19 protein-coding genes are annotated in these 19,462 nt (G+C 57.6%); 13 read left to right on the forward strand and 6 right to left on the reverse strand.

From position 1 onward, the window contains the following. Position 1 precedes the first annotated feature (1 nt). Both ACFIO0_RS10310 and ACFIO0_RS10315 read left to right on the forward strand, forming a co-directional pair. The gene (locus ACFIO0_RS10310; protein WP_390915250.1) at positions 2-793 is read left to right on the forward strand and encodes an SDR family oxidoreductase; all 792 of its coding nucleotides are present in this window, start codon (positions 2-4) and stop codon (positions 791-793) included. 96 nt (positions 794-889) lie between these two features. Then, positions 890-1,237: a hypothetical protein gene (locus tag ACFIO0_RS10315; RefSeq protein WP_390915251.1), complete on the forward strand. Its 348-nt coding sequence runs from the start codon at positions 890-892 to the stop codon at positions 1,235-1,237. 36 nt (positions 1,238-1,273) lie between these two features. On the opposite strand, the gene ACFIO0_RS10320 is transcribed toward ACFIO0_RS10315, so the two are convergent. After that, complete coding sequence (locus ACFIO0_RS10320; protein WP_390915252.1) at positions 1,274-1,702, reverse strand: FKBP-type peptidyl-prolyl cis-trans isomerase; 429 nt, start codon at positions 1,700-1,702, stop codon at positions 1,274-1,276. A gap of 132 nt (positions 1,703-1,834) precedes the next feature. On the opposite strand from ACFIO0_RS10320, the gene ACFIO0_RS10325 reads away from it, so the two are divergent. The 9 genes from ACFIO0_RS10325 to ACFIO0_RS10365 all read left to right on the forward strand — a co-directional run bounded on the left by ACFIO0_RS10325 (position 1,835) and on the right by ACFIO0_RS10365 (position 11,312). Then, the gene (locus ACFIO0_RS10325; RefSeq protein WP_390915253.1) at positions 1,835-2,521 is read left to right on the forward strand and encodes a haloacid dehalogenase type II; all 687 of its coding nucleotides are present in this window, start codon (positions 1,835-1,837) and stop codon (positions 2,519-2,521) included. Then, positions 2,521-3,339 carry an alpha/beta fold hydrolase gene (locus ACFIO0_RS10330; RefSeq protein ID WP_390915254.1) on the forward strand — a complete coding sequence of 273 codons (819 nt, stop codon included), beginning with the start codon at positions 2,521-2,523 and terminating at the stop codon, positions 3,337-3,339. Before ACFIO0_RS10325 ends, ACFIO0_RS10330 begins: the two co-directional genes overlap by 1 nt. Further along, complete coding sequence (locus tag ACFIO0_RS10335; protein ID WP_390915255.1) at positions 3,336-4,313, forward strand: pyridoxal-phosphate dependent enzyme; 978 nt, start codon at positions 3,336-3,338, stop codon at positions 4,311-4,313. Before ACFIO0_RS10330 ends, ACFIO0_RS10335 begins: the two co-directional genes overlap by 4 nt. Further along, entirely contained in the window at positions 4,310-5,500 is a 1,191-nt protein-coding gene (locus ACFIO0_RS10340; RefSeq protein ID WP_390915256.1) for an endonuclease/exonuclease/phosphatase family protein, read from the forward strand. Before ACFIO0_RS10335 ends, ACFIO0_RS10340 begins: the two co-directional genes overlap by 4 nt. Further along, positions 5,500-6,288 (forward strand): 3-oxoadipate enol-lactonase, encoded by a 789-nt coding sequence (gene pcaD, locus ACFIO0_RS10345; protein ID WP_390915320.1) that lies wholly within the window; start codon positions 5,500-5,502, stop codon positions 6,286-6,288. Before ACFIO0_RS10340 ends, pcaD begins: the two co-directional genes overlap by 1 nt. A gap of 1 nt (position 6,289) precedes the next feature. Next, positions 6,290-7,612 (forward strand): lyase family protein, encoded by a 1,323-nt coding sequence (locus tag ACFIO0_RS10350; RefSeq protein WP_390915257.1) that lies wholly within the window; start codon positions 6,290-6,292, stop codon positions 7,610-7,612. Between the two features lie 3 nt (positions 7,613-7,615). Next, the gene (locus tag ACFIO0_RS10355; protein ID WP_390915258.1) at positions 7,616-8,818 is read left to right on the forward strand and encodes an MFS transporter; all 1,203 of its coding nucleotides are present in this window, start codon (positions 7,616-7,618) and stop codon (positions 8,816-8,818) included. Between the two features lie 104 nt (positions 8,819-8,922). Further along, entirely contained in the window at positions 8,923-10,014 is a 1,092-nt protein-coding gene (locus ACFIO0_RS10360; RefSeq protein WP_390915259.1) for a zinc-binding dehydrogenase, read from the forward strand. Between the two features lie 62 nt (positions 10,015-10,076). Then, positions 10,077-11,312, forward strand: a complete 1,236-nt coding sequence (locus tag ACFIO0_RS10365; RefSeq protein WP_390915260.1) for an enolase C-terminal domain-like protein — start codon at positions 10,077-10,079, stop codon at positions 11,310-11,312. Here ACFIO0_RS10365 and ACFIO0_RS10370 read toward each other — a convergent pair. Next, a complete protein-coding gene (locus tag ACFIO0_RS10370; protein WP_390915261.1) occupies positions 11,296-12,324 on the reverse strand; it encodes a membrane dipeptidase in 1,029 nt (342 codons plus the stop codon). The two genes, ACFIO0_RS10365 and ACFIO0_RS10370, sit on opposite strands and share 17 nt — an antisense overlap. Before the next feature lies 1 nt (position 12,325). After that, entirely contained in the window at positions 12,326-12,940 is a 615-nt protein-coding gene (locus tag ACFIO0_RS10375) for a pyridoxamine 5'-phosphate oxidase family protein (protein ID WP_390915262.1), read from the reverse strand. Between the two features lie 148 nt (positions 12,941-13,088). Between ACFIO0_RS10375 and ACFIO0_RS10380 the strand changes: the two genes are divergently transcribed. Next, a complete protein-coding gene (locus ACFIO0_RS10380) occupies positions 13,089-16,202 on the forward strand; it encodes a valine--tRNA ligase (protein WP_390910327.1) in 3,114 nt (1,037 codons plus the stop codon). A 48-nt stretch (positions 16,203-16,250) separates the two neighbouring features. On the opposite strand, the gene ACFIO0_RS10385 is transcribed toward ACFIO0_RS10380, so the two are convergent. The 3 genes from ACFIO0_RS10385 to ACFIO0_RS10395 all read right to left on the reverse strand — a co-directional run bounded on the left by ACFIO0_RS10385 (position 16,251) and on the right by ACFIO0_RS10395 (position 18,253). Continuing rightward, positions 16,251-16,925, reverse strand: coding sequence for a hypothetical protein (locus ACFIO0_RS10385; RefSeq protein WP_390910328.1), 675 nt, complete (start codon positions 16,923-16,925; stop codon positions 16,251-16,253). 296 nt (positions 16,926-17,221) lie between these two features. Next, the gene (locus ACFIO0_RS10390) at positions 17,222-18,010 is read right to left on the reverse strand and encodes a crotonase/enoyl-CoA hydratase family protein (RefSeq protein ID WP_390910329.1); all 789 of its coding nucleotides are present in this window, start codon (positions 18,008-18,010) and stop codon (positions 17,222-17,224) included. Between the two features lie 75 nt (positions 18,011-18,085). Continuing rightward, positions 18,086-18,253, reverse strand: a complete 168-nt coding sequence (locus tag ACFIO0_RS10395; protein WP_390910330.1) for a Tat pathway signal protein — start codon at positions 18,251-18,253, stop codon at positions 18,086-18,088. Positions 18,254-18,351: 98 nt separating this feature from the next. Here ACFIO0_RS10395 and ACFIO0_RS10400 point away from each other — a divergent pair, with 98 nt between their 5' ends. Next, entirely contained in the window at positions 18,352-19,455 is a 1,104-nt protein-coding gene (locus ACFIO0_RS10400; RefSeq protein ID WP_390910331.1) for a pyridoxal phosphate-dependent aminotransferase, read from the forward strand. Positions 19,456-19,462 lie beyond the last annotated feature (7 nt).

Raw genomic sequence — 19,462 nt, forward strand, 5'->3', positions numbered from 1 at the left:
TATGTCTCAAATGCTTGCAGGTAAGCGCGGCCTGATCATGGGTGTCGCGAACGAACGATCCATCGCTTGGGGAATTGCCAAATCCATGGCCAAGGCAGGCGCGGAATTGGCGTTCACCTACCAAGGCGAGGCATTTGGCAAACGGCTCGAACCGCTGGCCGCATCTGTCGGATCAGACTTTATGGTCGACGTTGATGTGACGGACGACGCGTCCTTGGACACAGCATTTGAGGGGCTGGCTGCGCGCTGGCCAACGATCGATTTTGTGATCCATGCAATCGCATTTTCAGACAAGTCCGAACTGACGGGCCGGTTCCTGAACACGTCGCGCGCGAACTTCAAACACTCGATGGATATTTCGGCCTATTCGTTCATCGAAGTTGCACGCCGCGCGCACCCGATGATGGTCGACAACGGCGGCACATTGTTGACGCTAACCTACCAAGGATCGAACCGCGTTGTGCCGAATTACAACGTGATGGGCGTGGCCAAGGCGGCGCTGGAATCAGCGACCCGCTACCTCGCCAACGACCTTGGGCCAGAGGGCATTCGCGTCAACGCGATCTCGCCCGGGCCGATGAAAACGCTGGCCGGTGCGGCCATTGGCGGGGCGCGCAAAACCTACAAACACACTGATCAAAACGCGCCCTTGCGCTCTAATGCGACATTAGAAGCGGTTGGCGGCACGGCGGTGTATTTGGCGTCCGACGCGGGGGCCTGCACAACGGGCGAAATCATCCGTGTCGACGGTGGATTCCACGTGCTGGGCATGCCGCAACCGGACCACTTGTAACTGAGCACGTGGTGCGCGACACGCACACCTTACCTGCCCACGGTTTTGCCAAAATCTTGCCCTAAGCCTGACATTTCATGCAGCTAGCGTTCACCCATGAAAATTTATGATCCGAAATACGAACGCACATTGGAACGACGCGAAGCACGGGCCAGACGTTCCAAAACTTTGGGGCGGTTTGTGGTCACGGGATTCGGTGTTTGTGTGATGCTAACCTTGCGGATGAACCCTGCATTAGCCACTGATTTTACGACTTATTTTGCCGAAATCCCGGCCCGTCAAACCAGCTTATTGCCAGGGGCCCAACCGGTTGCGCAGATGCCATTGAACAAAGTCACAGTGCGCAAGGGAACAGGGTTTGGCACGCAGCCAAACGGCCACGACAGCCAAGCCGTGGCACAGGGTTTGGGTCAACACCTGGGGTCGATCAAAGTTGGTCAGTGAAAGATGCGCAGGTGACGCACCCTGCCAATTTTAACCTCAGTTGATCCCGACAATCTCGATATCAAAGGTCAGGTCTTTGCCTGCGAGCGGATGGTTCGCATCCAGCGTCACGGTCGCCTCATCAAGTGCCACAACAGTGACTGGCAACGGGTGACCTTCGGGCGTTTGCATCTGCAATTGCAGGCCCAATTCCAGCGGAATGTCAGCCGGAATGCCTTCGCGCGGGATCGCCTGTTGCATGTCAGGATTGATGTGACCGTAGGCTTGATCCACCGGCACGTTCACGACCTTTTTGTCGCCCACCGCCATGCCCGGCAATGCCGCGTCCAGACCTGCGATGATCTGGCCGGAGCCTGCCTGAAATTCCAACGGGTCGCGCCCCTCAGAGCTGTCAAAGATGCTGTCATCGGACAAAGTGCCTTTGTAGTGCATCCGCACCGTGTCGCCTGATTTGATTGTGCTCATGTTCTGTTCCGTTTCGAGATATCCAAAGTTGCGCGCAATTTGCATCAGGCGCGTGGCGGGGTAAACCCCACCTTACCCCCTTTTCGCCCGCGTCTACCCGTGCCAGTGTGCGCCCATCAAAGGAGTTCACCCATGCCCATCACCACCTGCATTTTTGACGCCTATGGCACGCTGTTTGATGTGGCGGCCGCCGCACGCCAAGCCGCCGCTGAGCCTGAATTTGCGCAGATCAAAGATACATGGCCGCAATTGGCAGAACATTGGCGTCTGAAACAGCTGCAATACACGTGGTTGCGTGCGATTACCGATGCGCATGCGGATTTTTGGCAGGTCACCCAAGACGGGCTGGATTGGGCGATGGAAAAAACGGGCGTCGGCCATGATGCGGCCCTACGTGAGCGTCTGTTGGCGCTCTATTGGGAACTGCAGGCCTATCCAGAAGTCCCCGCGATGCTGAAGGCGCTAAAGGACGCAGGATTGAACACCGCAATTTTGTCGAACGGTTCACCGGACATGCTGGATGGTGCGGTCCAGTCCGCTGGGATCGCCGATGTTCTGGATGACAGCCTGTCGGTGCAAAGCGTCGGTGTTTTCAAGCCTGACGCGCGGATTTACGACCTTGTTGGTGCGCGGTTTGGCTGCGCAAAAGACGAGGTTTTGTTCGTGTCTTCAAATGGTTGGGACGCAGCTGGCGCGGCAGGCTACGGGTTTACGACGGCCTGGGTCAACCGCAGCAATGAGCCGATGGACCGCCTGCCCTGGACACCGCAACACGTGCTGTCTGATCTGACGGATATTCCGAAACTGGCTGGCGTCTAATGCCAAGCTTCAAAACATCTGACGGGCTGAACCTGCACTACACAGACCAAGGTTCGGGTCTGCCAATCTTGTGCCTTGCCGGGTTAACCCGCACCGGTGCTGATTTCGATTACGTTGCACCGCATCTATCCGGCAACCGATTGATCCGGCTGGATTATCGCGGGCGCGGTGGTTCTGACTGGGATGATAATTGGCAGAATTATACGCTGCCAGTTGAATGCCGTGATGTGGTTGAATTGCTCGATCATTTGGGGCTGGAAAAGGTCGCCATCATCGGCACCTCGCGCGGCGGTTTGAACGCCATGGGCCTGTGTGCGTCGGTCCCCGACCGGATCATTGGCGTTGCGCTCAATGACATCGGGCCAGAGCTGGATCCGCGCGGCCTAAGCGGCATCATGACCTATCTGGGGCGCAATCCGGCGGGCCGCAATCACGAGGACATCGCCGCCGCCCTCGCCCATGTGTTGGTCGGGTTTGACAACGTCCCGATGTCGCGCTGGCTAGAAGAGGTGCGCAAGCATTACATAATGACCGATACGGGCCTGCAAATCACTTATGATCCGAACTTGCGCAAGGCGGTTGAGGCAGGTGGCGACGTGCCCGACCTGTGGCCGTTCTTTGATGCGATGGCCGGCAAACCGTTGGTCTGCATTCGCGGTTCTGGATCAGATTTACTAAGCGCCGAGACGTTGGCAAAAATGCAAACCCGTCGCCCTGACATGATCGCCGCAACAGTGCCAGATCGCGGACACATCCCGTTTTTGGATGAACCCGAGGCAGTCGCTGCCTTACAAAAATGGATCGGAGAACTGGCATGAATATTGACATGATCCGCGCCGCTGCCAAGCGGTTGGACGGGCACGCACGCCGCACGCCTTTGCTGAATTCGCCGTTCTTGGACGACATCGCAGGGCGTCGTGTCTGGGTGAAACCTGAATGTTTACAACACACTGGCAGCTTTAAATTTCGCGGTGGATGGTCGGCGTTGTCGGCACTGACTGACGCACAACGCGCCAAAGGTGTCATCGCCTTTTCCAGTGGCAACCACGCCCAAGGGGTTGCTTTGGCCGCGCGCGAACACGGCTCATCTGCCGTCATTGTCATGCCGTCCGACGCCCCTGCCCTCAAGATCGCAAACACGCGCGCGCTGGGGGCCGAGGTTGTCTTGTACGAACGCGGGTCCGAGGATCGCGACGTGATCGGCCAGCAACTGGCAACGGAACGCGGACTGACCCTGATCAAACCTTTTGACGAGCCGCAAGTGATCGCAGGTCAAGGCACAACCGGTTTGGAAATCGCCGAGCAAGCGCGCGAAGTTGGCATCACCACAGCAGACGTAATTGTGTGCTGCGGCGGTGGTGGTTTGACCGGCGGCATCGCGCTGGCGCTTGAGGCCGAGGCCCCAGACATGCGCGTACGCCCCGCCGAACCAGAAGGGTTCGACGATGTGGCACGGTCCCTGCATGCAGGCGCAATCCAGCGCAACAACGCCCTGTCCGGCAATATCTGCGACGCGATCATCACTCCGCAACCGGGCGATCTGACCTTTCCAATCATGCAGCGTTTGTGTGGTGCCGGATTAACCGTCAGCGAAGACGAAGCCTTGCACGCCATGGCGCTCGCGTTTTCACGTCTCAAGGCCGTCGCTGAACCCGGTGGCGCCGTCGCCTTGGCCGCGGCGCTGTTTCGCACAGATGACATTCAAGGCGATGATGTTATTGTCACAATTTCGGGGGGCAACGTCGATGCGGCCCTGTTTCAAACCGCCCTTGAAAGGTTTCCCATTTCATGACCCGTTTCACCATTGCCAGTTTTAACGTCAAAAACCTGATCGGCGCGGATCAGGAATACTATAAGTTCCAAAAATACACCCCCGAAGAATACGCGTGGAAAGCGGATTGGCTGTCAGAACAAGTCCAAACCATGGACGCCGATATTGTCGGTTTCCAAGAGGTCTTTGAGGAAAGCGCGTTGCGCGATGTCATTGCCGAGGCTGACGCCGAGGGCATCGCCAGCAACGCAGAACACATTCCCGGCACCCACAAACGTTACCGCAAAAAGGCGATTTTTCGTAAACTTGCGTACAAACCCTACACCGATGCGGCCATCGCCTTTGCACCGAATTTGAACGACGGCGAAGCAGGATCACGTCGCCCGGGTCTTGCGGTTTTGTCGCGTTTCGGGTTTGTCGGCGCGCCCGAAATCATTCAGGATTTGCACGACGATCCGGTTGAATGGACGGGGGATGCGCAACAAGGCAGTTATGTTTTGCGCCGCCTGTCGCGCCCGATCCTGAAGGTGCGCGTGCCTGTTGGCAAAACCATTGTCACGGTTTTCAACTGCCACCTGAAATCTAAACTCGGTGAATTCGACCTGCCAGAGGGCGCAGATTTTCCGCCCGAGGCGGACCTCACCAACTACGACGCCGTGGGCCGCGCGATGGGGGCAATGCGCGCAGCTATGCGCCGCATGGCCGAGGCCTGCGTGCTGCGCCGCCTGATCGTGGCCGAATTAAAGGCCGGCAACCCCGTGATGGTTTTGGGCGATTTCAACGACGGCGAACACGCGGTCAGCTCTGAAATCATCACCGGCGAGGTCCCGTTCAAGAACTATTCCTGGATGTTGCGTCACGATGCCAAAGCGTCCAACGACCGTTATTCCAAAGAAATGAACGTGCAGATCACCGAAGACATCGAATCCGTGCGCCTGCATTCCGCAGAGAAACAATTCGTGCGTAAATCGGCCCGCGACATGGTGTTTACCTCGGCCTTTGGCGGCACCTTCGAAAGCATCGATCAGATTTACATGTCGCGCCATTTCATGCCTGATCACGCAAATTCGATCGGCGAAATGGAGTATTTCAGCGTGCTGAACGACCACCTTACCGACGGCAGCCACCCCGAAGCGCCCTACAACAAACTGGCCTCGGATCACGGCCAAATCATAGCCCACATGCGCCTGAAGGATGCCAAACGATGATGAACATGGCCGACGTGGGCGATGTCCGCCTGCACTACCGCATTGACGGGCCCGAGGACGGCGCGCCGGTTGTTTTTGCCAACTCGCTTGGCACCGATATGCGGTTGTGGGATCCGGTTTTACCGTTACTGCCCAAAGGCTTGCGCATCTTGCGCTACGACAAACGCGGCCATGGCCTGTCGTCTTGTCCGCCTGCGCCCTACAAAATGGGTACGCTGGTCTCTGACGCTGAAACGCTGATGGACAGGTTCGGGTTCAAGGACGCGCTGTTTGTGGGCCTTTCGATTGGCGGCATGATCGCCCAAGGGCTGGCGGTCAAACGCATGGACTTGATCCGCGCCATGGTCCTGTCGAATACGGCTGCCAAAATCGGCAATCCGGCGTTGTGGAATGACCGCATCGCAGGCGTAAAATCCGGCGGCATCGAGAGCCTCGCAGACGCTGTGATGGAACGTTGGTTTTCCAAAGGCTACATGACCAATCCTGATCTGGAACTGTGGCGCAACCTGTTGGTCCAGCAAAGCAATGAGGGTTACATCGGCTGTTCGTCCGCCATTTCTGGCACGGATTTTTACACGCCAACCTCGGGTCTACGTATTCCGACGCTGGGCATTGCCGGATCAGATGATGGCGCGACGCCACCTGATCTGGTGCGCGAAACCACCGATCTGATCCCCGGCAGCCAGTTCCACCTGATGCGCAAGGCCGGCCATTTGCCTTGCGTCGAAAAACCCGAAGAATACGCACAAACCTTGACCGATTTCATGCACGCCACAGGGCATATCTAAGATGGCCGCGTCGGTCTTTGACAGCACGCTGTACGCGCGGCTTTTCCCGTCAGGTGACGTTGGTCGATTGTTCACCGACAGCGCCGAAGTGCGCGCGATGTTGTTGGTCGAAGGGGCCTTGGCCAAGGCGCAAGGCAGCCTTGGCGTCATCCCGCAGGACAGCGGCGACGCGATACACCGCGCCAGTCTCGAGGTGCAGTTGGACCCCGGCGCATTGGCCGCCGCGACCGGCACAAATGGCGTGTCGGTCCCCGGTTTGGTGGCGCTGTTTCGCAGCGAAATGCAGGCCCCCGAACACAGCGCTTACGTGCATTGGGGGGCCACCAGCCAAGACATCATCGACACCGGATTGATGCTGCGATTGCGCCAGGCGTTAACCTTGATCGAGGCCGATTTGAAAGCCGTTCTGGCCGCACTGGCGGATCACGCCAAAACGCATGCGGACACCCCGATGCCTGCGCGCACCTACGGCCAACACGCGACGCCAACCAGTTGGGGCGCGGTGTGTGCTGCGTGGGGGGCAAAGTTGCTGGATGCGTTGGGCGAACTTGACGCCCTGCGCGAGGCATCGATTTGGGTGTCGCTCAGTGGGGCTGCGGGCACATCATCGGCCTTGGGCGAGCACGCTGATGAAACACGCGCCGCATTGGCCAAGGCCTTAGGTTTAAACGATCCTCAACGCAGCTGGCACACGGATCGCACGCCGATTTTGCGCATCACAGATTGGCTGATGCGTGTCCAATCCAGCCTTGGTGCGATGGGGCAAAGCCTGATCGGACTGTCCATGAGTGGCATCGAAGAAATTCAACTGTCCGGGGCTGGCGCGTCCTCGACAATGCCGCAAAAACAGAACCCTGTTGGCCCGTCGGCACTGGTTGCCTTGTCGCATCAAGCCACCGGTTTGCGTGCCAGTTTACAGGCCGCAGCCCAACATCAGCACCAGCGGGACGGGACCGCGTGGTTTACCGAATGGATGGTTTTACCACAAATTGTGCTCTGTGCTGCATCAGCGCTAAATCACGCGAAATCCTTGTGTGAAAACATGTCACCTGCCGCGCCCAAAATGGCGCAGAACCTCGCAGGGTTAGGGTTGATCCACGCCGAAGCGCTTAGCTTTGCCTTGGCCGAAACCATGCCCCGCCCAGACGCGCAGGCCGCAACCAAATCGCTGTGCAAGCAGGCCCAAGACAGCGGCATGACCTTGGGTGAACTGGCATTGCAGGCCTATCCGGATTTACCTAAGTCAGTGTTCAATGTGGCCGAACAAATGGGCCAAGCCCCGAATATCGCCCGTGCTTTTGCGGCCCAAGTGAGCAAGATCTAAACCATGCGCCTGCCCGTTCTGTTTATCATGATCACTGTCATGCTTGATGCCATGGGGATCGGTCTGATCATGCCCGTGATGCCCGATTTGCTGAGCGAAGTCCAAGGCGGCACGCTGGGCAAAGCGGCGATCTGGGGCGGTATTCTGTCGACCTCATTCGCCTTGATGCAGTTCATCTTTGGGCCAATTCTGGGTGGTTTGTCCGACCGGTTTGGGCGCCGCCCTGTTTTGCTGATTTCACTGGTTGTCATGTCGCTTGATTATCTGGTGATGGCGATTGCGGGATCGATCTGGTGGCTGCTGATCGGGCGCATTGTTGGCGGCATCACGGCTGCAACACATTCCACCGCAAACGCCTATATCGCTGACATTTCCAAACCCGAAGACAAGGCCGCAAACTTTGGCCTATTGGGGGCTGCATTCGGCATCGGGTTCATCCTAGGCCCGTTGATTGGCGGATTGCTGGCCGAATACGGCACCCGCGCACCGTTTTATGCCGCAGCCGTGCTGGCCGCACTAAACGCCCTGTTTGGCTGGTTTATCCTGAGCGAAACCGTCACCGACAAAATCCGTCGCCCGTTTTCATTGACCCGCTCAAACCCGATTGGCGCGCTCAAAGTGCTGGGGAAATTGCCCAACATCGCCAATTTGCTGGTGGTCTATTTCCTGTACCAAGTCGCCTTTACCGTCTACCCCGCCGTCTGGTCGTATTTCGGCAAGGAACGGTTTGACTGGGACCCTGCCACCATCGGCCTGTCGCTGGGCCTGTTCGGGGTCACAATCGCGTTGGTCCAAGGCCTGTTGATCCGCCCCTTCATCCGAGTGTTGGGCGAACGCGGCACAGTGATCTACGGCTTTGGCTTTGATTTAATGGCGTTTTTGGCGTTGGCCTTTGTGACATCCGGCACTTTGGCGTTGATCCTGACACCCTTGGCGGCCCTTGCGGGGGTTGTGACGCCAGCCTTGCAAGGCATCATGTCAAAGGCTGTGGACGACAATCAACAGGGCGAATTGCAAGGTGCGCTGACGTCGGTTTCTGCCCTTGCGATGATCATGGCCCCGATGACGATGACCTACACATTTGCCGTGTTTACGTCTGAAACCGCGCCGATCTACATGCCGGGGGCACCGTTCTTGTTGTCGGTTGGGCTGATCGCGATTGCGCTGTTTGTATTTGCACGCTCTGGCCGCGCCAAAGTGACGTAACAAAAAGCCGAAACGAGCAGTTTTTTGTCGCATTTTGCCTTGCCCTTAAGAACGCGTGCGGCCAGCCTTGGGGCAACGCTGCTCTTTAGGACACAGGATTCCTCATGCAAACCATCAAAGCCGCCGTCTGCCATGCCTTTGGCGAAGATCTGAAAATCGAAGACATCCAAATTCGCGCGCCAGAGATGGGCGAAGTCGAAGTGACGCTGGACGCGGTTGCGATCTGCCACTCTGACATTTCGTTTGCGGGTGGTGCCTGGGGCGGCAGCCTGCCGGCGGTCTACGGGCACGAAGCCGCAGGGCTTGTGTCCGATGTCGGCGCAGGCGTGACCGGATTGGCCGTTGGCGACAGCGTGGTTGTCACGCTGATCCGCGCCTGCGGAACCTGCCCCAGCTGCGCAGGCGGCACACCTACCAACTGCGAAACGCCTTATGACGGCGATCACGGCCCGATCAAAACCGCTGACGGTGGCAAGCTGCACCAAGCGATGGCGACAGGTGGATTTGCGGAAAAAGTCGTTGTAGATCAACGCCAATTGGTGAAAATTTCCCCTGACATTCCCAAAGACGTCGCCAGCCTGATCGCTTGTGGTGTGATCACCGGCGTCGGCGCGGTTGTGAATTCAGCCGGGCTGCGCGCTGGTCAGGACGTCGTGGTGATTGGCGCAGGTGGCGTCGGTCTGAACGCGATCCAAGGCGCGCGCATCGCGGGTGCGCGGCGCATCATTGCCGTCGACATGTCTGAGGAAAAACTGGAGATCGCCAAGGAATTTGGTGCAACCCACGGCGTTTTGGGCACGTCGGAAAAGCCATGGCGCGCGTCCTACAAAGCCCTTGGCGGACGTGGCGCTGACGCCGTGATTGTCACCGTTGGTGCCATCCCTGCGTATGAACAGGCCCCTAAATATCTAGGGCGTGGCGGCAAGGTTATCATGGTCGGGATGCCGCATTCTGGTGCCATGGCCGAATTCGAACCGGTGATGCTAGCGGCGGTTGGTCAGGGCATGATCGGATCAAAAATGGGCGATGTCGTGATCCAGCGTGACATTCCGTGGATGGTCGATTTGTACACCCAAGGGCGGTTGAAGTTGGATGAGCTGATTTCTGGTCGTTGGTCGCTCGAGCAGATAAACGAGGCGATTGCAGATACCAAAACCGGTGCAGCGCGGCGCAATGTGATCGTGTTCAATCGCTAATTCGGATGGGGGCTTTGCCCCCAAACCCCCAGAGTATTTTTGATCAAAACAAAGGCTGAGACATGAAGCTGCAAGACCTTGATGTGATTGTAACGGCCCCACCAGCGCCGGGTTGGGGCGGGCGGTATTGGATTTTGGTCAAGGTCACGACGGACACCGGCATTGTGGGTTGGGGCGAATGCTATGCATCCTCAATCGGGCCGGAACCGATGCGCGCGGTGATCCATGACGTGTTTGACCGCCATATGGCTGGCGAAAATCCCGAGAACATCGAGCTGATGTTCCGGCGCGCTTATTCCGCCGGTTTTACTCAGCGCCCTGATCTGACTGTTATGGGTGCGTTTTCCGGGCTTGAGATCGCTTGTTGGGATATCTTGGGCAAGGATCGCGGCCGTCCCGTTCATGCGTTGATCGGCGGGCGTATGAATGATCGCATTCGCGCCTATACCTATCTGTATCCTCTGCCCCATCACGATGTCGCTACGTTCTGGTCCTCACCCGAAATGGCGGCGGAATCGGCGGCGGATTGTGTGGCGCGCGGGTACACGGCCGTGAAATTCGACCCTGCGGGCCCTTACACCCTGCGTGGTGGTCACATGCCGGCGATGCAGGACATTTCGCAGTCCGTCGCCTTTTGCAAAGCCATTCGCGAGGCCGTTGGCGACAAGGCTGATCTGCTGTTTGGCACCCATGGGCAGTTTACGACCGCCGGTGCCATCCGGCTTGGCCAAGCGATCGAACCCTATAGCCCGCTGTGGTACGAGGAACCCGTTCCGCCTGACAGCGTCGCGGAAATGGCCAAAGTCGCGAGTGCCGTGCGCATCCCGATTGCCACGGGCGAACGCCTGACCACCAAGGCGGAATTCGCGCCTGTGTTGCGATCCGGGGCTGCAACGATTTTGCAACCTGCCTTGGGCCGTGCAGGTGGTATTTGGGAAATGAAAAAGGTCGCCGCCATGGCCGAGGCTTACAATGCGCAAATGGCACCGCACCTGTATGCTGGCCCAGTGGAATGGGCGGCGAACATCCAGTTGGCCGCGTCGATCCCGAACATTTTGATGTGCGAATGCATCGAGACACCATTCCACGATCAGCTGATCAAAGGTTCGATCCGCGTCGAGGACGGGTTCATCGTGCCCGGCGACGCCGCTGGTTTGGGCATTGAAGTGGACGAGGCATTGGCCCGCGCGCATCCCTACACCGACACCGGATTGCATTTGGAAATGCAAGAAGCGCCCTGTGACTACGTCAACGCCAACAGTTTTGGCGGCGGTGCACCGGCTAAAGCTGTCGACTGAGAAAGCTAAGCCAGTTTTCGTGGGCGATCTTGGCAATCCGCGTGTCGCTGTAGCCGTGATCGGCCATGGCGTCACACAGTTTGGGCAAGTCAGCGGCGCTGTTGATCCCTGCGGGCATCGGTGCGCCGTCGAAATCTGATCCGAGGCCGACGTGGTCCTCGCCCGCTTGATCAATCATGTGATCCAGTTGCGTGAGGCAATCTGCGATAGTGGCCTTGCCGGTTTTCCACCCCTGATCGCTTAGGAAGATCGTCCCGAAATTCAGACCCACCATGCCGTTCGTTTCGCGCACCGCATTCAATTGCGCATCGGTCAAATTGCGGGTCGCATTGCACCGGGCAACAGCGTTGGAATGTGTGGCCACCAGCGGCAAACCCGCCTCTGCAACATCCCAGAATCCGGCCATCGTCAGGTGGCTGGTATCGACCATCACGCCCAGTTTTTTGCACCGCGCGACCAAGGTTTTGCCAAGCGGCGTGAGCCCCGCGCCAGTATCGCCGTCGCGCCCGTGCTGAAACGGAACCCCTTGGGCAAAGATCGTTGGCCGCGACCAAACCAACCCAAGCGAGCGCAACCCCATTGCGTAGAGCGCATCTAGCGCCAGCAAATCGGGATCGATGCAATCGGCCCCTTCGAGATGCAGAATGCAGGCCAGTTCCGGCCCGACAAAGCTGCGCGCGAGGGTCTGGGCATCGGTGCAAATGCGAATGTGTCCCGCGTTTTGAAGGCGCTGCGCCAACCCTGCTTGGGCAATGGCCGAGCACAGCGCGCCACCACCGTCGATCGCAGGGGGCAACGGCATATCCAAATCACCGGTTTCGAATTTCGTGAAATCAAATGCTTGTCGTTTGGTCGGGGAAAACAGCGCAAAGAAACCGCCCGCCAACCCACCGCTGCGCGCATCCGGCACGTTCACATGGCCAATGGGCTTGGCGAAATCAGCAACGGGGTCGGTGCTGCCGCACCACAGCCGGCTGAGCGCGTCGTTGTGTCCGTCAAAAACCAGCGTCATGTCAGGCTCCTTTTAGGGCGGCGTTTTCGGCCTCTAGTTCGGCGATGCGGGTTTCCAGCCGCGACATTTCGGGCGCGACCAGCTGCGCGATTTCACCTGCATCAAAGCGTGGCGTGATGAATTGCGGGCAGTTCCAATCGAATGTTTCGATCTGGATCGTGACCACGCGTTCCACACGACCCTGCCCTTGGGTCGCCAACTGTGCGACCAAATCAGGCGCGTCGGCAGCGTCTTGGAAGGTCGCATAGCCTTGCAGTTTCAGGCGGGCTTTGCGGGTGTAATCCATCGCGAACAACGACACGCGGTTGTCATTCAGCAGGTTGCCTTTGGAAATATACTGACGGTTGCCGCGGTAATCCGCAAAGCCCAGCGATTGGCTATCCAACACCTTGAGGAAGCCCGCAGGCCCGCCGCGATGCTGCACGTAGGGCCAGCCGGTTTCAGACACCGACGCCATGTAAATCGAGGTGCGAGACCCGAGGAAATCAGCCTCGTCCGGCCCCAATTCCGAACGATCCATGCTGGCGTAGCGGCGCGCGTAACTTTCGCCCGTCCCGTCACGATCCTGCTGCGCGCGCACGGCGGGCGTAAACATCACATCGGCGTAGGTTTTCATGGGCCTGTCCTTTGGCGTATCAGGTTCCGGCAGTCTGCCCTGTGCGTTCGCGGCATGCAACAAAACCAAGGCTGGTTTGCCCTTTCCCTCTGATCACACTTTAGGTATCTCGGACGTCACAAACGCCGCCTTTCAAAGGAACGAAACCATGGCCCTGGACAAACAATTCGATGCAAGCACCGCTGAACCCCGTCTGTATGACGCATGGGAAAAGGCCGGGTGCTTTGTCGCGGGCGCGAATGCCAAGCCGGGGGCCTCGTCCTATTGCGTGATGATCCCGCCGCCAAACGTCAACGGATCGCTGCATGTGGGGCACGCGTTCAACAACACGCTGCAAGACATCATGACGCGCTGGCACCGGATGCGCGGGTTCGACACGCTGTGGCAACCGGGTCAGGATCACGCTGGCATCGCCCTACAGCTGGCTGTTGAAAAGGAACTGGCGACCAAGAACATCAACCGCAAAGACATCGGGCGTGATGCGTTTTTAGGCCACGCATGGGATTACAAAGCGCGCACCGCCGACACCATCGTGAGCCAGCTGAAACGTCTGGGGGCCTCATGTGATTGGTCGCGCAACGCCTTTACGATGGCGGGCGCGCCGGGTGACACCCGTGTCGGGCACGAAAATTCACCGAATTTCCATGACGCCGTGATCAAAGTCTTTGTCGACATGTACAACAAAGGCCTGATTTATCGCGGCAAGCGGCTGGTCAATTGGGACCCTCGCTTTGAAACCGCGATCTCTGATCTTGAGGTCGAAAACATCGAAACGCCGGGCCACATGTGGCATTTTAAATATCCGCTGGCCGGTGGCGCGACCTACACCTACATCGAAAAAGACGAGGACGGGAACGTGACCTTGTCCGAGGAACGCGACTATATTTCCATCGCGACCACACGCCCTGAAACCATGCTGGGTGACGGTGCGGTTGCTGTTCACCCGTCGGATGAGCGTTACGCGCCAATCGTCGGAAAACTATGTGAAATTCCTGTTGGCCCAAAAGAACTGCGTCGCCTGATCCCGATCATCACAGATGAATATCCGGACAAGGATTTCGGCTCCGGTGCGGTGAAAATCACTGGTGCCCACGATTTCAACGACTACCAAGTCGCCAAGCGCGGCGGCATCCCGATGTACAACCTGATGGACACGCGTGCGAACCTCAGGTCTGATGGCAAACCCTACGCGCAAGAAGCTGAAATCGCCCAGAAAATCGCCAATGGCGAGATGGAATTTGACGAGGCGATGATCGCCGCAATGAACCTTGTGCCCGACGAATACCGCGGTCTTGATCGGTTCGAGGCGCGGGCGAAAGTTGTGGCTGACATCACTGCCGAAGGACTGGCCGTTATGGTGTCCGTTCCTGACATTGACGAGGACGGTCAGGAAAGCAGCAAGCTGGTGCCTTACGTCGAAAACAAGCCGATTATGCAGCCGTTTGGGGACCGATCTAAAGTGGTCATCGAACCCCTGCTGACGGATCAATGGTTTGTGGAAACCGACAAAATTGTTAGCCCCGCTTTGGACGCGGTGCGCAATGGCGATGTAAAGATTATGCCCGAAAGCGGCGAGAAGGTGTATTTCAATTGGCTCGAAAATATCGAGCCATGGTGCATCTCGCGGCAGCTGTGGTGGGGGCATCAGATTCCGGTTTGGTATGGGCCTAAGAAAGAAACGCTACAATCTTCACCGAAAAATGTTCATTCAACTGCACACAATATTAGGACCTATCATCCCTTTGTAGGCGCTACTCTCTCCGACATTCAGCGAGCAGCGTACGAATACTACGGGGAAGAAGTCGCTGTTGGTTTCTATTTTGATGGAATTAACCCAAATCGGGAAGCGTCTGATGCGCAACCTGCTTACCGATATGGTAACGGCACTTATCCTTTGTACGATACCGACCGAGAAAAGTTCTTCTCGGATGGACCCTACGTCCAATTAACTCGCGATCCCGACGTCCTGGACACATGGTTCTCCTCCGGCCTTTGGCCTATCGGTACCCTCGGTTGGCCCGAAGAAACCGACGCGCTGAAACGCTATTTCCCGACCTCTGACCTGATCACGGGCCAGGACATCCTGTTCTTTTGGGTCGCGCGCATGATGATGATGCAATTGGCCGTTGTTGATGAAATCCCTTTCAAAAACGTGTACCTGCACGGCCTTGTCCGCGACGCCAAGGGCAAGAAGATGTCAAAATCCGTCGGCAACGTTGTCGACCCGCTGGACGTCATCGACGAATACGGGGCTGACGCGCTGCGCTTTACCAACGCGGCGATGGCGTCGCTGGGGGGCGCGCTGAAACTCGACGGCAAACGTATCGAAGGCTACCGCAACTTTGTCACCAAACTGTGGAACGCAGGCACCTACGGCGATTTTAAAGGCACGTTTGACGTGCCCCATTCGGACGCCATTCCAGACACAAAACTGCCGCTGAACCAGTGGATCAAAGGCGAAATCGCCAAGACCCGCGAAGCTGTCGACGCCGCGCTGGAAACCTACCGTTTCAACGAGGCGGCCAGCACGCTTTACGCCTTTGTGTGGAACACCTTCTGCTCGCAATATCTGGAATTCACCAAGCCAATTCTGGACGGCGACGATGCCGAGGCCGCAGCCGAAACCAAAGCCACCTACGCCTGGGCGTTTGATCAATGCCTGATCCTGCTGCACCCGATCATGCCGTTTGTGACCGAAGAATTGTGGGGCGCGAAAGAGCGGCCCAAGATGCTGGTCCACACCGATTGGCCAACCTACACCAGTGCCGATCTGGTCACACCGCAAGCCGACGCAGACCTAAGCTGGACAGTCGCGATGATCGAAGCAATCCGGTCTGCCCGCGCCCAAATGAACGTGCCCGCTGGGTCGTTTATTCCGTTGGCGGTCAAAGGGTTGGACGATGCAGCCCGCGCCGCTTGGACCCAAAACGAGGCGTTGATCAAACGCTTTGCCCGCATCGAATCCCTGACCGAAGGGGGTGAATTGCCCAAAGGCACCGTCGCCATGGCTGTCAGTGGTGGCAGCTTTGGCCTGCCTCTTGCAGGTGTCATCGACGTGGCCGCAGAAAAGGCCCGCCTTGAGAAAACCATCGGCAAACTTGGCAAAGAATTGGGCGGATTGCGCGGCCGTTTGAACAACCCCAAGTTCGCCGACAGCGCCCCACCCGAAGTGATTGAGGAAACCAAAGCCAACCTAGCCCTGCGCGAAGCCGAAGAAGGCAAGCTGCAAGAGGCGTTGAGCCGATTGGCCGAGCTTGGCTAAACACATTGCGCGGCGTCTAAAACCAGACGCCGCGCAACAATCATACCGCTAGCTGGCAGGATACATTGTTGCGGAGTAGATCCCTTCGCCACTGGACAAAAGCGGCGCGTTTTCAATCACAACTTGCGGGAATCTTGCGGGAATTCCGGTGCCGCCATACGTGTCGAACTCCTTCCAGTATGGCGTAAAATACTCCGGCAGAACGTTGTTTGCGCCTATCGATGGTGTTTTGATCGTGTGTTGAATGAACAACTGCCATTGCACAAAGGTTTGTTTTGCAGGCGCAGTGACCTTTTGCGTCGTCGTGGAGGATGTCGTCAAAACTGTTTTGTTTTGCGAGCTGTGTCCGCTGTTGTAAGCCGCTGTCAGCTTGACATCGATGCCTTTGAGCAGCGGGATATTCGTGCTGGCTTCAGCGCTTAGAACCCGGCCAAAGGTTTCGGTCGCTTCCTGCGTGGATTGCACGCCCGTCACAAAAGTTTTGTCTTCGGAATAGCCACCTGCGGTGTTCAGCTCGACGATCACGGCCTTCCACTGATAGCTCATCACCACTTCGCGTCCGACCGTCATGGTCTTATCAACTGTTGAAATCATGTCTTTACGAAAGGTGCCATCGACATGGCCCGCACTGCCAACCGGCTCTTGAGCGCCAGTGTAAGAGGCGATCAGAACCAAGGGTGTTATCTTGGGATAGATATAGTCATAGATCAGAGAAGACGACACGATCGGCGTGCCTTGATCGTTTGGCCAAACGTTGCCAATGGCTGGCGCGCCATGTGCGAAGGAGCCTTTTGGGGGGCCTGAATCGTGTAGCCATTGAAATCAAATGGGGTTGGGTCGGACATGTTATTTCAATCGGTTCAGTAGGTTGAATAAATCTGATTGGTCAGGCGCTGCGCGTGGCAGCAAATAAAAATAATACAAAAAGGCAAAATTCAATCAGAGGCGTGGGTCCTACCCTCGCGGTATTGGGCCGCACGTCAACTGAATAAAAGGCGCGGCCCGATAAGAGATACAGATTACTTGAACACAGCGGGGCGTTTTTGCATGGCCGCTGCGACCACTTCCATCTGGTCCGGCTTGCCGATCAGTTCAGCTTGCTCAGCGCTTTCGGCCATCAAAACAGTGTCTGCATCTGCCGTTTCGGCCAATGCCATCAAACGTTTTGCTGTGCGAATGGCAGACGGGCTTTTGCCGGCAATCTGAGTGGCCAATTCCATTGCAGCGGCCATCGGATCATCGGCCAATTCCGTAACCAACCCCCACGCGAGCGCCTGATCTGCATCAACCGGAGACGCCGTGTACGTCAGGCGGCGCATCACATCAGGGCGCACCAGTTTGGGCAGCAACACCATGCCGCCCATGTCCGGCACGATGCCCCATTTCATCTCCATCACCGCCATTTTCATGTCAGGGCCGGCGATGCGAATATCCGCCCCCAGCGCCAATTGGCACCCTGCCCCGAACACCGGACCGTGTAGCGCTGCGATCACCGGCATCGGCACGCGTTGCCAGATCATCGCGACCTCTTGCCATTGATTTGTGGTGCCGTTGCCATGGGTGCGCGGCATCAGCTGACCTTTGGGATCAACGCCGACCATCTTGGCAAGCCCGGTAATATCGATGCCAGCGCAAAACGCGCGCCCCTCGCCCGACAGCACAACCGCGCGCGCATCCGAGGCCATGACTTCTTCTCCGGCGGCGATGATTGCGGTGATCATGTCCTGATCAACGGCGTTCATTTTGTCAGCGCGGGTCAGGCGCACATGCGCGATATGATTTTCATAGGTGACGGATACGCGGGACATTCTGGATCTCCTGATTGGGTTGCAGTTACCTGACCCCAAGGTCACATGAATTTCCAGTACAACGTTAGGGCATGTCTAGAACGGCACGACCTTTTCAACAGCGCGCATCATGCCGAGACCTTTGTCATAGACCAGCGTCAGGATGCGGCGTGTGCCGGTTTTGGCTGCGATCTGGGGCAAAGCACGCACTGTGCCTGCCGCTAATGTTGCCGCGATAAAGCCGCGGCGTGTGAGTTTCGCCATTCTGGGACCTCCCTCAGTTGCGAACCATTCTCATATAGGTGCCCAAGCGGAGAACTTCAAACCTTGCCCCCCGTCACAGCCCCCGTTACCAAATTCATATGACAGATTTTCGCCTCACACCGCTTGCCGCTTCGCTTCCCTCCACCGTCCCGTTTGTGGGGCCAGAAACGCAGGAACGCGCCCGCGGTGGGCCGTTTGAAGCCAGATTGGGTGCCAACGAAAACGTCTTTGGCCCCTCACCCAAAGCGATTGCAGCAATGGCGCACTCCGCGCAGTGGAAATACGGCGATCCGGAAAATCACGATCTGAGACATGCATTGGCAGCGCATCACGGCTGCACCCCCGAAAACATCGTTGTGGGCGAAGGCATCGATGGATTGCTTGGCTATCTTGTTCGATTGTTCGTCGATCAGGGGGATGCGGTGGTCACATCGGCAGGCGCCTATCCGACGTTCAATTATCACGTCGCAGGCTTTGGCGGGATGCTCCATGCGGTGCCGTATGTCGCGGATCACGAAGACCCTGCATCGCTGTTTGCCAAGGCCGCTGAGGTTGATGCCAAGTTGGTCTACCTTGCCAACCCTGACAACCCGATGGGCACATGGCACGACGGCGCGGTTTTGAAGGCCGCACTAGACGATCTACCCTCTGGCAGCTTGCTAATTCTGGACGAAGCCTACGTCGAATGTGCCCCCAACGGCACGTCGCCACAGATTGATCCAAGTGATCCTCGGGTCATTCGAATGCGCACCTTTTCAAAGGGTTACGGAATGGCTGGCGCACGGGTCGGCTACGGCATCGGCCACCCTGATTTGATCGCCGCATTCAACAAAGTGCGCAATCACTTTGGCATGAACAGATCCGCCCAAGCCGGGGCCTTGGCCGGGTTGCAAGACACGGAATATACCGCCGACGTATTGACAAAAATCGCAAATGCCCGCGAAACGATCTACAAAATTGCAGCTGACAACGGGTTAACAGCCGTCCCGTCGGCCACAAACTTTGTCAGCATTGATTGCGGCGCAGACGGTGCGTTTGCCAAGCGGGTTCTGGACGCGTTGATCGCGCGCGGGTTCTTTGTGCGCATGCCGTTTGTGGCACCACAAAACCGCTGCATTCGCATCAGTTGCGGCACGCCCGACAACCTGGCGGCCATCGCACAGGCGCTGCCCTTGGCCCTTAGGGATGCAAAAGAAGGCTGACAGAATC

This window comes from Pseudosulfitobacter sp. SM2401, from assembly GCF_042932805.1.
Lineage (GTDB): Bacteria > Pseudomonadota > Alphaproteobacteria > Rhodobacterales > Rhodobacteraceae > Ascidiaceihabitans.

Coding starts and splice junctions, on each gene's coding strand:
- ACFIO0_RS10330 (WP_390915254.1), top strand. CDS start 2,521: ATGCCAAGCTTCAAAACATCTGACGGGCTGAACCTGCACTACACAGAC.
- ACFIO0_RS10340 (WP_390915256.1), top strand. CDS start 4,310: ATGACCCGTTTCACCATTGCCAGTTTTAACGTCAAAAACCTGATCGGC.
- ACFIO0_RS10320 (WP_390915252.1), bottom strand. CDS start 1,702: ATGAGCACAATCAAATCAGGCGACACGGTGCGGATGCACTACAAAGGC.
- ACFIO0_RS10365 (WP_390915260.1), top strand. CDS start 10,077: ATGAAGCTGCAAGACCTTGATGTGATTGTAACGGCCCCACCAGCGCCG.
- ACFIO0_RS10310 (WP_390915250.1), top strand. CDS start 2: ATGTCTCAAATGCTTGCAGGTAAGCGCGGCCTGATCATGGGTGTCGCG.
- ACFIO0_RS10355 (WP_390915258.1), top strand. CDS start 7,616: ATGCGCCTGCCCGTTCTGTTTATCATGATCACTGTCATGCTTGATGCC.
- ACFIO0_RS10375 (WP_390915262.1), bottom strand. CDS start 12,940: ATGAAAACCTACGCCGATGTGATGTTTACGCCCGCCGTGCGCGCGCAG.
- ACFIO0_RS10360 (WP_390915259.1), top strand. CDS start 8,923: ATGCAAACCATCAAAGCCGCCGTCTGCCATGCCTTTGGCGAAGATCTG.
- ACFIO0_RS10325 (WP_390915253.1), top strand. CDS start 1,835: ATGCCCATCACCACCTGCATTTTTGACGCCTATGGCACGCTGTTTGAT.
- pcaD (WP_390915320.1), top strand. CDS start 5,500: ATGAACATGGCCGACGTGGGCGATGTCCGCCTGCACTACCGCATTGAC.
- ACFIO0_RS10400 (WP_390910331.1), top strand. CDS start 18,352: ATGACAGATTTTCGCCTCACACCGCTTGCCGCTTCGCTTCCCTCCACC.
- ACFIO0_RS10315 (WP_390915251.1), top strand. CDS start 890: ATGAAAATTTATGATCCGAAATACGAACGCACATTGGAACGACGCGAA.
- ACFIO0_RS10390 (WP_390910329.1), bottom strand. CDS start 18,010: ATGTCCCGCGTATCCGTCACCTATGAAAATCATATCGCGCATGTGCGC.
- ACFIO0_RS10380 (WP_390910327.1), top strand. CDS start 13,089: ATGGCCCTGGACAAACAATTCGATGCAAGCACCGCTGAACCCCGTCTG.
- ACFIO0_RS10335 (WP_390915255.1), top strand. CDS start 3,336: ATGAATATTGACATGATCCGCGCCGCTGCCAAGCGGTTGGACGGGCAC.
- ACFIO0_RS10350 (WP_390915257.1), top strand. CDS start 6,290: ATGGCCGCGTCGGTCTTTGACAGCACGCTGTACGCGCGGCTTTTCCCG.
- ACFIO0_RS10395 (WP_390910330.1), bottom strand. CDS start 18,253: ATGGCGAAACTCACACGCCGCGGCTTTATCGCGGCAACATTAGCGGCA.
- ACFIO0_RS10370 (WP_390915261.1), bottom strand. CDS start 12,324: ATGACGCTGGTTTTTGACGGACACAACGACGCGCTCAGCCGGCTGTGG.